The sequence below is a fragment of the Methylobacterium sp. J-001 genome (assembly GCF_022829565.1).
Lineage (GTDB): Bacteria > Pseudomonadota > Alphaproteobacteria > Rhizobiales > Beijerinckiaceae > Methylobacterium.
Genome location: NZ_JAKSYN010000209.1, coordinates 13,582 through 25,641 on the forward strand (window position 1 = coordinate 13,582; position 12,060 = coordinate 25,641).

General features: G+C 69.2%; 13 protein-coding genes. 8 read left to right on the top strand and 5 right to left on the bottom strand.

Annotation, left to right across the window (positions count from 1 at the left end; all coding sequences use genetic code 11):
* The first annotated feature begins 27 nt into the window (after positions 1–27).
* The 3 genes from MKK65_RS27225 to MKK65_RS27235 all read left to right on the top strand — a co-directional run bounded on the left by MKK65_RS27225 (position 28) and on the right by MKK65_RS27235 (position 4,413).
* Positions 28–1,326: a family 16 glycosylhydrolase gene (locus tag MKK65_RS27225; protein WP_243961251.1), complete on the top strand. Its 1,299-nt coding sequence runs from the start codon at positions 28–30 to the stop codon at positions 1,324–1,326.
* Positions 1,327–1,647: 321 nt separating this feature from the next.
* Positions 1,648–2,973 (top strand): CHASE3 domain-containing protein, encoded by a 1,326-nt coding sequence (locus MKK65_RS27230; RefSeq protein WP_243961252.1) that lies wholly within the window; start codon positions 1,648–1,650, stop codon positions 2,971–2,973.
* A 51-nt stretch (positions 2,974–3,024) separates the two neighbouring features.
* Positions 3,025–4,413 carry a TAXI family TRAP transporter solute-binding subunit gene (locus MKK65_RS27235; protein WP_243961254.1) on the top strand — a complete coding sequence of 463 codons (1,389 nt, stop codon included), beginning with the start codon at positions 3,025–3,027 and terminating at the stop codon, positions 4,411–4,413.
* Between the two features lie 295 nt (positions 4,414–4,708).
* On the opposite strand, the gene MKK65_RS31615 is transcribed toward MKK65_RS27235, so the two are convergent.
* The 5 genes from MKK65_RS31615 to MKK65_RS27255 all read right to left on the bottom strand — a co-directional run bounded on the left by MKK65_RS31615 (position 4,709) and on the right by MKK65_RS27255 (position 8,498).
* Positions 4,709–5,026 carry a hypothetical protein gene (locus tag MKK65_RS31615; RefSeq protein WP_409565503.1) on the bottom strand — a complete coding sequence of 106 codons (318 nt, stop codon included), beginning with the start codon at positions 5,024–5,026 and terminating at the stop codon, positions 4,709–4,711.
* A gap of 39 nt (positions 5,027–5,065) precedes the next feature.
* Positions 5,066–5,374, bottom strand: coding sequence for a hypothetical protein (locus MKK65_RS31310; RefSeq protein ID WP_279596992.1), 309 nt, complete (start codon positions 5,372–5,374; stop codon positions 5,066–5,068).
* A 67-nt stretch (positions 5,375–5,441) separates the two neighbouring features.
* A complete protein-coding gene (locus MKK65_RS27245) occupies positions 5,442–6,473 on the bottom strand; it encodes an aldo/keto reductase (protein WP_243961255.1) in 1,032 nt (343 codons plus the stop codon).
* 94 nt (positions 6,474–6,567) lie between these two features.
* Positions 6,568–7,602 carry an alpha/beta fold hydrolase gene (locus tag MKK65_RS27250; protein ID WP_243961256.1) on the bottom strand — a complete coding sequence of 345 codons (1,035 nt, stop codon included), beginning with the start codon at positions 7,600–7,602 and terminating at the stop codon, positions 6,568–6,570.
* Positions 7,599–8,498 carry a fatty acid desaturase gene (locus tag MKK65_RS27255; RefSeq protein WP_243961257.1) on the bottom strand — a complete coding sequence of 300 codons (900 nt, stop codon included), beginning with the start codon at positions 8,496–8,498 and terminating at the stop codon, positions 7,599–7,601. The genes MKK65_RS27250 and MKK65_RS27255 overlap by 4 nt, the downstream gene beginning before the upstream one ends.
* A 141-nt stretch (positions 8,499–8,639) precedes the next feature.
* Here MKK65_RS27255 and MKK65_RS27260 point away from each other — a divergent pair, with 141 nt between their 5' ends.
* The 5 genes from MKK65_RS27260 to MKK65_RS27280 all read left to right on the top strand — a co-directional run bounded on the left by MKK65_RS27260 (position 8,640) and on the right by MKK65_RS27280 (position 12,042).
* Positions 8,640–8,888: a hypothetical protein gene (locus MKK65_RS27260; RefSeq protein WP_243961258.1), complete on the top strand. Its 249-nt coding sequence runs from the start codon at positions 8,640–8,642 to the stop codon at positions 8,886–8,888.
* Positions 8,852–9,229, top strand: coding sequence for an ABC transporter substrate-binding protein (locus MKK65_RS27265; RefSeq protein WP_243961285.1), 378 nt, complete (start codon positions 8,852–8,854; stop codon positions 9,227–9,229). The genes MKK65_RS27260 and MKK65_RS27265 overlap by 37 nt, the downstream gene beginning before the upstream one ends.
* A 98-nt stretch (positions 9,230–9,327) precedes the next feature.
* Positions 9,328–10,332, top strand: a complete 1,005-nt coding sequence (locus MKK65_RS27270; protein ID WP_243961259.1) for an ABC transporter substrate-binding protein — start codon at positions 9,328–9,330, stop codon at positions 10,330–10,332.
* An 11-nt stretch (positions 10,333–10,343) separates the two neighbouring features.
* Positions 10,344–11,204 (top strand): ABC transporter ATP-binding protein, encoded by an 861-nt coding sequence (locus MKK65_RS27275; RefSeq protein WP_243961260.1) that lies wholly within the window; start codon positions 10,344–10,346, stop codon positions 11,202–11,204.
* 1 nt (position 11,205) lies between these two features.
* Positions 11,206–12,042, top strand: coding sequence for an ABC transporter permease (locus MKK65_RS27280; RefSeq protein ID WP_243961261.1), 837 nt, complete (start codon positions 11,206–11,208; stop codon positions 12,040–12,042).
* The last annotated feature ends 18 nt before the right edge of the window (positions 12,043–12,060 follow it).

Consider the following 12,060-nt stretch of genomic DNA (forward strand, 5'->3'; position numbering starts at 1 on the left):
TGCGGCGGAACCGACAGGCCAGCCCCGATGCCGATCGACCCGAACAACCTCGCCCAGACCGCGACCCTCACCTACAGCGCCGAGTTCAACACCCTCGACCTCTGGAACGGGACATCGGGCCTCGACACGGCGGGCGGCCCGCAATGGGGGAGCTACGTCACCGCAACCGGAACGCGGCCGTTCAACCAGGAGCAGGAGTGGTACGTCCGGGCCGATCATCCCACGGATGGGAGTGCCGCGGCGCTGCCGAACCCGTTCAGCGTCCATAACGGCGTCCTGTCCATCACGGCGGCGCCGTCGGACCCGTCGCTGCTCTCGGAGCTCGGCGGCCAGCCCTACACGTCGGGGATGATCAACACCTCCCACAGCTTCAGCCAGACCTACGGCTACTTCGAGATGCGGGCCGAGCTGCCGGCCGGGCAGGGGGTGTGGCCGGCCTTCTGGCTGCTGTCGCAGGACGGCTCCTGGCCCCCGGAGATCGACGTGATGGAGATGCTCGGGCACGATCCCGGCACGCTCTACACGACCGTGCACAGCTTGGCGCCCGGCCAGACCCCCGGCGACCACACGGTGAGCCAGGGCGTGTCGCACGTCGCCGACATGAGCAACGGCTTCCACACCTACGGGGTCGATTGGGGGCCGGACAGCCTGGCCTTCTACTTCGACGGCCAGGAGGTCTATCGCACGCCCACCCCCGCCAGCCTGGACAAGCCCATGTACATGATCGCCAACTTGGCGATCGGCGGGACATGGCCGGGCGATGCCGACGCGTCGACGCCGTTCCCGGCCCAGATGAACATCGACTACCTGCGCGCCTACCAGGCGAACCCGAACACCGGCACGAGCGCGAGCCTGGAGCCGGTCTTCCATTTCTACGATGCGTCCACCGGCCAGCATCTCTACACGGCCAGCACGGCGGAGCGGGACGCGATCAAGACGTCCCAGCCGGCCTACGCGTATCAGGGGGTCGGCTGGGCCGCCCCCACCGGATCCGTCGGCACCGAGGACGTATTCCACTTCACCAACGCGGCGACCGGCGACCATTTCTACACCGCCAGCGCGGCGGAACGGGACGGCCTGATCGGCTCCGGTTCGGGCTACCGCTACGACGGCGTCGCCTTCGAGGCTTACAGCGATCCCTCCGCGGCCGGATCGGCCGCGATGAACATCGAGCGCTTCGTCAACACCGAGAGCGGCCGCCACTACTACGCGTCCAGCGCCGCGGAGATCACCTATATCGAGCAGGGCCACGCCGGCACCGGCTGGATCGACGAAGGTCACGCCTTCACGCTGCACGCCCCGACCCAGAGCATGTTCGGCCTGTAGTGTCCCGGGGGAGGGTACGGTCCAGAGCGCATGGCCCCGATGACACGGATCCGGCGGGGGCGGGCACATCGGATCACGATTGCGGCAGCACGGACCGAAAACCGCTTTCGTCCGTGATGTTTACCCGCGAGGTCTGGAACAAACGCCGGAGCCGTCTTTTGTGCTGGCACTCCCACATGTCGGCTCGTTCCGGATCATCCGCCGCCACCCTTTGAGACAGGAGATCGCTGTGCCCGCGGCGCAGAGTGCGATCATGCGCCAGCCCACCCGGCCAGCGGCCTCGGCCGCCGGAATCGTCGGGACGTCTCGGTCACGCTGGACGTGATCGAGCATCTGCCCGCACGCTCGAAGACCGTCGACCGCATGATCGCCGGCCTCGCGGTGATCCTGGCGATGCTGGGCATCGCGGTGGGCGCCTCCGTCTATCAGCAGCGCGGCAGCGAGGCCGTCCGTCACGCCCTGGCGGTCGAGGGCCGCCTCGGCCGGGTGCTCTCGGCGGTCCAGGACGCCGAGACCGGGCAGCGCGGCTACCTGCTGACCGAGGACGAGAATTTTTTGCCGCCGTTCCGAAATGGGCGGTCCAAGGTCAACGGCGAGATCACCCGGCTGAACGATCTGCTCCGGGACGACGACAGCCAGCGCGCCGAACTCGACGGCCTGATCCTGCTGATCCGGGACAAACTCGGCGAGCTCGGCGCCACCATCGACCTGCACCGGAGCGGCGACACCGAGGCGAGCCGCACCCTCGTCCGCGAGGGAAGCGGGCGCCGCCTGATGGACGAGATCCGCACCGTCGTGCGCCGCATGGAGGCCCAGGAATCGTCCCTGATGGAGCAGCGCGAGGCGGCAGTCTCCCGGATCGCGCTGCTGATCTGGGCAGCCCTGGCGGGGCTCGTCCTGGTGTTGATCCTGTTTGCCGTCTCGGCCATGCGGGAGGCCGGGCGCCGCCGCCGGCTGTCCCGCTTTCTGCCCCAGGAGCTGGTCTCGCGCCTGGCCGACGACGATGGCAGCCTGCGGGCCGGCCGGCGGCAGCAGGCGGTCATCGCTTTCGTCGACATGCGCGGCTCCACCGCCCTGGCCGAGCGCCTGGATCCGCAGCAGCTCTCGGCCTTCCTGTCGGCGTTCCGGCGGAGGGTGATGCGCGTGGCCCGGCTGCATAACGGCGTCGTCGACAAGTTCATCGGCGACGGCGCCCTGGTGGTGTTCGGCCTGCCCGAGGCGCAAGCCGACGACGCCGCCCGGGCGGTGGCCTTCGCCACGGATCTGGTCGCGGTCATCGCCCGCTGGAACCTCAAGGGCGAGTACGACGCCACGGTGCAGATCGGGGTCGGGCTCCATTGTGGCGAGGTGTTCAGCGGGATCATCGGCGAGGAGGCGCGCTACGAGTTCACCGTCCTGGGCGACACCGTGAACGTGGCTGCCCGCCTGGAGCAGGCGACCAAGGTCCACGGCGTTCCGATCCTGGCCTCGGAGGCCGTCCGGCACGCGGCCAGCTCGGTGACCGCGACCTGGCGGGAGGTCAGCCGCGAGCCCCTGCGCGGCCGCCGGGAGCCGATGGCGTATTTTTCGGTCGAGCCCCCGGCGCAGACCGGGCCGGCACCGGCCCGTCTCCGCGACGTCGCTCCTGCCCCCGCGATGGCGTTGTAGCCGTTCCTCCCAGCTGCGCCCTGGGCGCGGACGTGACCCACCGAGAGGCCGATGCCCACCGCCCTGTCCTGGCTGCTGCGCCGTGAGACCCTGCTGGCCGGCGCCGTCGCGCTCCTGGCCGCTGCCGCCCTCCTTGCCTGGTATCTCCTGCAGGCAACGGTACTGATCGTCGCGGTCGCCCCCCGGGACGGGACCGAGCCCGGCCTGATCCGGGCCTACGCGAACGCGCTGGAATCCGGCAGCACCGGCCTGCGCCTCAAGATCCTCGATTTCGACGACGTGCGCGAGAGCGCCGCCGCCCTGCAGGACGGGCGCGCCGACCTGGCGGTGGTGCGGCCCGACGTCCTGCTGCCGACCAACGGCCTCACCCTGGCGATCCTGCGCGACCAGGCGATGATCATCGCCTCGCCCGAGCAGGCCGGCATCAAGGATTTCCCGCACCTGGCGGGCAAGCGGCTCGGCATCGGCGGCCACCGGGACGCGGATATCTGGCTGCTCAAGAGCGTCCTGGGTTATTACGGCCTGAGCCTGGAGCCGGGGACGGGGGGCGGCCCCGGCGACCGCGCCGTCGTGCTCGTGCCGGTGGCGGAGGATGCTGTGGCGGGGGCGATCCGCGAGAAGCGGATCGACGCCTTCATCAGCATCATCGCGCCCTCCGCCCCAAAGGCCCTCGCTCTGGTGGCGGCGGTCCGCTCGGTGGCCCGGGGCGGCAAGGTCGAGTTCGTCGCCGTCGAGGACGACGACGCGGTGATCGAGCGCTTCCCCAAGCTCCAGGCCGTGACCATCCCCGGCGGCCTGTTCGGCGGCCGGCCGAAATTGCCGGCGGACGACGTGAAGACGGTGGGCGCCTCCTATCGCCTGATGGCCCGCGCCTCCCTGAGCCGCGCGATGGCAGCCGACATGACCCAGCAGCTGTTCGAGAAGCGCACGGAAGCCGGCCACGCCACCGAGGCCGCCGACTACGTCCAGGCCCCCGCCTACGAGACCACGGTGGCGGCGACCAGCGCCCGGATCCCGATCCATCCGGGGGCGCTCGACTATTACGAGCGCGAACAGCATGGCTTCGTCGAGCGCTACGGTGACACGCTCTACCTGCTCGGCGCGCTGGCCGGCGGCCTGGTCTCGATCCTGGCCTGGATCCGGCAGCGCCTGGCCGGCCTGCGCCGGGAGCACATCGACGAGATCGTCGAGCGCCTTCTGGCGATCACCGAGCAGGCCCGGGCCATCCGGGACCCGGCGGCGATCGCCGATCTCACCCGCGAGGTCGAGCGCCTGGCCGGCGACGCGGTCCGCTACGCCCGCGAGCGGGCGCCTGACGCCGCCACGATGTCGGCCGTCTCCATCGCCCTCGACACCGCCCGGGCGACGATCGCCGATCTCCGCCACGTCGCGGCCGCGGGGCAGAGCGGCGCACGCACGCCTTCGGGAGCGGAGGGGTGACCGGAGCGGTCGAGACAGCCATGTCCGATGTTCGCCGCGCCGTTGGCGCGCCAGTTGGAATAAAACTGCGAACACGTATGTCATTGAGGTGGCGCGATAATTTGAACGGCTCTTCCGCTACTTCGGCGTGTCGAGGTCAATGGGAGCCCGAATCAAGCCGTGACGCAACTAAAGAAACCGGACGTTCCGCAATGCGCCCATTGCGGTCATCGAGCCGGCCGTGACAACGCCTCGTAAGCGGACGTTACTGGATACGTGCGGACGCCTCAGAGACAGACATTGTCGACTCCGGAAGTCATGGGTTTCGACATCGCCAAATCAGTGATGTCGCGGCACGGCTGGCTATGTTGCGGCGCCAGCCGCCGCACCGCGTGGTGTCGACCGCCCCGGCGACGGCAGCCTCCACCGCGAAGACCTTTGGCGCAGCCCCGTCGAAGAGCCGGAGAGCGCCGATCGCGAGCGGTTCTGGAATTGCGGCCGGCGGCAGAGCCTGGACCTCCCTCTCGATCACGCGCCCGTCGTCACCGGCCACCCGGAGCGGTCCGGGACGATGCGGCGGGCCTTCGCCAGGGCGTAGGGGCGGTCGTCCGGTTGGGTCGGGGGCCGTGCCCATCCGGCGCAAGTCGCTGACGGCCAAGCTCGCCACATCGCGCTACTGGGGCTGGTCCACCGGATAGATCGTCTCGGTCCGGCCGGGGCCGGGCGACATCATCACGCCGCGGCCGGCCAAGAATATCGCCTCCTCGACGGCGTGGGTGCCGACAGGATCGTCAGCCCGGTGCGGGACCAGAGATGGAGCGGCTCGTCTTGCAGGCGCTCGCGTCTTGGAGTCGAGCGCCCCGAAGATCTCGTCCGTCAGCACCACCTCAGCCTCGTCGGCGATCACCCGGGCGATGGCGACGCGCTGCTTTATCCCGCCCGGTACCGCCCGGTACCGCCCGAAGGCGGCTGACTGCACCATTGGTTGGCACGCCCCCCGCCAGGGTGGACCCCGCCCATGCACCGCGCACAGCCACTGTCAGCGCTCTCTACCAAGTCGTCGGCTTCGGGTTGCGCTCGTCGAATCCCTTCTGGTGCCAGTAGGGGTAGATCGGCGTCTCCCAGCTCGCCGCGTCGAGGCGTGCCACCTGCTCGGGCGTCAGCGCCCAACCCAGGGCGCCGAGGTTCTGCTTCAGCTGCTCCTCCGTGCGTGCGCCGACCACGATGTTGCACACGGTCGGACGGGTCAGCAGCCAGTTGAGCGCCACCTGCGCCACGGTCTTGCCGGTCTCGGCCGCCACGGCGTCGAGGGCATCCACGACGCCGAAGAGATACTCGTCGGAGACCGGCGGTCCGCCCTCGGCACCGCCCGCCGCGATGCGGCCGCTCTGGTTCTGTTGGCCCCGGCGGATCTTGCCGGTCAGGCGGCCCCATCCGAGCGGGCTCCACACCATCAGGCCGACGCCCTGGTCGATCCCGAGGGGCATCAGCTCCCACTCGTAGTGCCGGCCGATCAGGGAATAGTAGCCCTGGTAGGCGACGTAGCGGGCGAGCCCGTAGCGCTCCGAGGTCGCGAGCGCCTTCATGAGCTGCCAGCCCGAGAAGTTCGACGCGCCGATGTAGCCGATCTTGCCCGAGCGGGTGAGATCGTCGAGGGCGCGCAAAGTCTCCTCGACGGGCGTGAGCGCGTCGAAGCCGTGCATGAAGTAGACGTCGATATGGTCGGTGCCGAGCCGCTTCAGGCTGGCCTCGCAGGCGCGGATCAGGTGATAGCGCGAGGACCCGACCTGATTCAGGTCGTCGTTGAAGCGGAACGTCGCCTTGGTCGAGATCAGCGCCCGCTGGCGCTTCCCCTTGAGGGCCTGCCCCAGGATCTCCTCCGAGGCGCCCGCCGAATAGATGTCGGCCGTGTCGAAGAAGCTAACGCCGGAATCGAGGCACAGATCGACCATGCGGGTCGCCTCGGACACGTCCGTCTGCCCCCAGCGCTGGAAGAATTCGTTCGTCCCCCCGAACGTGCCGGTGCCGAAGCTAAGCACTGGCACGGTGAGGCCCGAGCGTCCGAATTGCCTGTATTCCATCGGGTCCTCTGTACGATCGCACGACGCGCGGGGCGCCTGACCGTTCAACGCGCACGCCCCGGCCGGGTTTTCCGCAACGGCGAAAGCGCGATGCTCAGGGCGCGTCGGTTTTAGCCGAGGCGAGGAACGCCCGCACGGTCTCGCGCAGGAAGGCGGCATCGGCCGGGTTGGTCGACGGGTTGCTGGCGCGATGGCCCCAGATGCTCGGGATCGGCTGCAGGACGGCATCGCGCAGGTGCGGCAGCTCGGCAGCGTTGTCGGCGACGCGGAAGTAGAGATCGGTCTCGCCCGGCATCAGCAGCAGCCGGGCCGTGATCGCGTTGAGCACCCGGGTGAGGTCACCGCCGTAGCGCGGGTCGCGGCTGATGTCGCCCGCCTCCCAGGTGCAGAGCTGCGCATAGAGATCGGCCGCGGGACGGCGGGCGAAGCGCTCCTCCCAGTCGGTGCGCAGGAAGGTGTCGAGATCCGGGGCGCCGAGCGCGGTCCGGTGCAGATCCGCCCGGTAGAAGTCCTGGCTGAGCGCCCATCCCGCATAGATGCGCCCGAAGGCTTGGAGGGCGGCAATCGGCTCGGCCGAGAAGCGGCCTGCGCCGTGATGCTCCGGCGCCGCTTCCAGCACCGCCATGAGGCCCTTCAGGAACACGCGGTTGTGGGTGGCGGTCCGCGCGCTGCCACAATTGATCACCGCGCGGCCGACCCGCTCGGGAAACAGGGCCGCCCAGTGATAGGCCTGCTGCGCCCCCATGGACCAGCCGTAGACAGCGTGCAGGCGCGCGATCCCCCAGGTCTCGGCAAGCAGGCGGCGCTGCGCGTAAACGTTGTCCCAGGCGGTGACGAGGCCGGGCCAGTTCGGCGTATTCGACGGGCTCGACGACAGGCCGTTGCCGAACATGTCCGGGATGACGATGAACCAGCGGCCGGAATCGAGCACCCCGTCGGGGCCGATCAGCCATTCGAGGTCCGGATGCTGGGCCGCGTAGCTCGTCGGGTAGAGCACGACGTTGTCGCGCCCGGGCGACAGGGTCCCGTGCGTCTTCCAGCGCAGCTGCGCACCCGGCAGCACCGCGCCCGACTGAAGGGACAGGTCCCCGAGTTCGAAGGTTCCGGTGGCCATCGCCCAGCCGCTCACGGGCGCAACGTCCGCACGAAGCCGACATGCCAGCGAGCATAGCCCCGCTGCAACACGCCGAGCCGCGCGCGCATCGCCGCGTGGGCATCCGGCAGGCGGTGGAACGGGATCGACGGGTAGAGGTGGTGCTCGGTGTGGAACGGCATGTTCCACATGAGGAGCCGCATGAGCCCGTTGGTCAAGGTCGTGCGCGTGTTGGTCAGGCCGTTGTCATCCATCGCGCAGAGCGTATGCTCGGCGAGCAGGTAAAGCCGCAGGAACGGCTGTCCCAGAAGCTGCGGCCCGATCCAGAAGATCAGGGGCGCCCACCAGCCGACCAGAACCACGGCGAGGGCCGCGCCGGCGAACAGGACTGCGCACATCGACCGGATCGAGCGGATGATGCGGGGCGCGGCGCGATCGGTGATGAACGGGTAGGCCGAGAGGCCGCCGTGCAGGCCGGCTGAGGCCACCTGCAGGCGGGTTCGCCAGTAGGGCAGCGCCAGCACGCGCCAGACATAGGCGTCCAGGGTGGAGGGCGGCATCAGCGCGAGTTCCGGATCCCGCTCGGGATCCTGGGTGTGGCGATGGTGGGCAAAGTGGAAGGCCGTGTAGAAGTGCCAGTTCAGCAGCGACGGGCAGGCCACCAGCCAACCGACGACCGCATTGGCCCTGCGCGAGTGGAAGGCGGTCAGGTGGACGGTCTTGTGGATCGGCGCGAACAGGGCCGATTGCACGATGCCCAGCAGCAGCATGGCGGGCAGCAGCGTCCAGGGTCCCGAGCACCAGACCAGCCAGCCGGCCCCGGCCAGCATCAGGAGATGCGCGCCGAGGCGGATGGCACCGCGCCCGTCCGAACGCTGCGACAGCGCCTTCACCTCCGCGCCCGTGAGAACCCGTCCGCTCGCGGAGGCCATGCGTTTCCCTGGACCGTGTGAGCGCCTCGAAGGTGCACAGGCCCTGCATCATCCATGCCGGTGCCTCGGCTCATACGCCAGGCGCGTGCTCAGCTTGGTATCCCGTTTGCCTACCGGCTCAGGGCAAAGGGTGAATGCGCAATGAGACGATCCTGGTTTTGCGGCCTGCTCGCGGCCGCGGCGCTGCTTGCGCCGATCTCCGGCCGCGCGGAAACGACGGTGAAGGCGGTGCTGGAGGCCGAGATCGTCACCCTCGACCCCTACTTCACCACGGCTTACATCACGCGGACCTTCGGCTACATGGTCTACGACACGCTGTTCGCGCCGGACGCACGGGCGTGTTCCGGCCGCAGATGGTCGACACGTGGTCGGTGTCGGATGACCGGCTGACGTGGCGCTTCACCCTGCGCGACGGGCTGCGCTTCCACGATGGGGCGCCCGTCCGGGCCGCCGACTGCGTCGCCTCGCTGAAGCGCTGGGCGGCCCGCGGTGCTCTGGGCGGCCGGCTCATGGACGTGACTACCGGCCTCGAGGCCGTGGACGACCGGACCGTCGTGCTGACGCTGCGGGCACCGATGCACGTCGAACGCGCCGGAGCGGCGTACCGGGCGCCTCATCTGCGTCAACTCTCGGACAGACGTGATGCATCCCGCGCATGCCGAGCAGATCTAAGCTCGAAGAACGCTTTATTTCGGCGAACAATCGCGTGGTCTGGCAGCCAACTTGCTTAGAATAGTGGCCGTCGGCTGAAATCGTGCGATCTTGTCCGTGCGCGATTGCGCGTGTTCGGCTGTCGACCCATCGCCTCGTCGCTGTTCACGGAGTTCGCATGCCCCCATCCTGGTCGCCCCTGCTCCATCGGCGCTCGATCCTGAAAGGCATGGCCGGCCTGGCGGTCGGTGCGCCGATGGCCGCACGCGCCGCGGGCCTCAAGACGGTCCGTTTCAGCGAGGCCGTCCACAACCTGGGCTACATAAACCTCTACGTTGGGATTCACGCCGGCATCTTCGAGAAGAACGGCCTTGCCATGCAGGTGAGCGCCGCCGGCGGCGACACGCAGACCTTCGCGGCCGTGCTGGGCGGCTCGGCGGATTTCGCCATCGGCGATCCCACGATGGTGGTGATCTCGCGCGAGAACGGCGGCCCCGGGATGGTCGTCGGCACCGTCGTTCAGCGGGCCCACTACTTCGCGGTCTCGAAGACGGTCGAGCCCTTCACCGACCCGAAGGGCTTCAAGGGCAAGCGGATCGCCACCTCGCCGGAGCCCAACACCAACTTCAGCGTCACCAAGCGGCTCCTCGCGAGCAACGGCATGAAGCTCGGCACCGACGCGACGATCGTGCCGGTGAGCCCCGGAACCGAGATCGCCGCTATGCTCGCGGGTGCGGCCGACATCGCGGTCGCCTATCAGCCCGGCGTGGCGCAGGCGGTGGCGCAGGGCGCCAGGATCGTGTTCGATTTCTCGAACTACGTCGGACCTTTCTGCAACACGGGGATCATGGTGCTGCCCGGCACGATCCAGAAGGATCCCGAGACCGTGCAGGCTCTGGTAACGGCCTTCGAGGAAGCCGGGCGCAAGACCTACGGCGATCCCGACTACGCGAAGAAGGTCGCGCGGCTGGAATTCCCGGATTTGCCGGGCGAGGTCGTGGACGCGGCGATCGAGGCCGAGTTGAAATATAAGATTCCGGCTTCAACCGTCGTGACCGAGAAGGACGCCTGGGAAAGCCTGATGGGCATGCAGAAGTATCTCGGCAACATCAAGGGCACGCTCAACTTCGATCAGGTCGTCGACAATACCTTTGCCGACAAGGCCGCGAAGCGCGCCGGTTGACCGGCGCCCCAATGTCCGAAGGCCCCCCGCCCGCCGCGCCCCACCCCGTGCCTCCGCTCGCCGTCGAGCGCCTCGCCAAGGCGTATCGGACGGGCGGTCGCCTCCTGCCGGTCGTCGGCGACCTCACCTTCGCGCTCGCCCGCGGAGAGATCGTGGCGATCGTCGGGCCTTCGGGCTGCGGGAAGACCACGCTGCTCAATGCCGTCTGCGGTCTGACGCCGGTGGATTCGGGCCGCATCCTCTGGAACGGCGCGCCCCTCGACCGACGCGGACGGCCGCCGAGCGGGATCGGCTACATGCTGCAGAAGGACCTTCTGCTGCCCTGGCGCACGGCCCTCGACAACGTGAAGCTCGGGACCGAACTGCGCGGGATGCCGCGCGGGCAGGCCGACGAACGGGCGCGGGCGCTCCTCGACCAGCTCGGCCTGCACGGGTTCGCCGGGGCCTATCCTGCGACCCTGTCGGGCGGCATGCGCCAGCGCGTGGCGCTCGCCCGCACCCTGATCAACGATCCGGATGTCCTGCTGTTCGACGAGCCCTTCGCGGCGCTCGACTTCCAGACGAAGCTGCTGATCGAGGCCGACACGGTACGGCTCGTGCGCGAGGGGGCCAAGTCCGCACTCCTGATCACGCACGACATCGAGGAAGCCGTGTCGATCGCCGATCGCGTCCTCGTGCTGAGCGGGCGGCCGACCGCCGTCAAGGCCAGCTACACGATCGACCTCGACTGCGCGCCCGACGACATGATCGGCGCCCGCGAGAGCACCGGTTTCGGCGACTACGTCCGCCAGATCTGGGCCGATCTCGACATCCCACGCTCCACGCTCGGCCGCGCCGGGCCTGGCATCAGCCGTGCTGCCGCGAGGTCCTGAGATGTCGGACGCTGTGACCGGACCGGCAACCATCGCTGGAGAGAGCCAGAAGGCCCCGCCGCGCGACAATGCGCGCCTGCGGGCGGGCGTGCTCGTCCTGCTCGTGCAGGTCACGCTTCTTGCGGCTCTGCTGTCGGCCTGGGAATGGCAGACGCGCCTGAACCCGCAAGCGTCGTTCCTGTTCGGCTCGCCCTCCGCGATCGGCCGGTTCCTCTGGCAGGGTCTCGCCGACGGCACGCTCCTGCGCGACGCGGGCGTCACGGCCCTCGAGACGGGGCTCGGATTCCTGATCGGCAATGTCGTGGGGACGCTCGCCGGCCTGTCGCTCTGGTACTCGACCTTCGTCTCGCGGGTCGTCCAGCCCTTCATCGTCGCGATCGGCTCGATCCCGATCATCGCGCTCGCCCCGATCATCATCATCTGGTTCGGTACGGGTCTCGCCTCGAAGGTCGCGATGTCGACGCTGTCGGTCGTCGTGGTCGCCCTCGTGACCTCCTACAAGGGCGCGCTAGGCGTCGATCCGGACCAGATCAACCTCCTGCGTACCCTCGGCGCGCGGAAACCGCAGATCTTCGCCAAGCTCGTCGTGCCGTCGAGCCTTGCCGACATCTTCGCCGGCCTGAAGCTCACCGTCGGCTTCGCGCTGATCGGCGCGATCGTCGGCGAGTTCATGTCGTCGTCCGTGGGTCTGGGCCACGCCATCTTCCAGGCGGGCTCCCTCTACGCGATCCCGAAGGTCTTCGCCGCGCTGGTCGGCACGATCGCGCTGGCCCTCGTCCTGACCTTCCTGGTCGGCCGGGCCGAACGGATCCTCATGCCCTGGCGGGATCATCTCTGACCCGCGCCATCCCCCGAA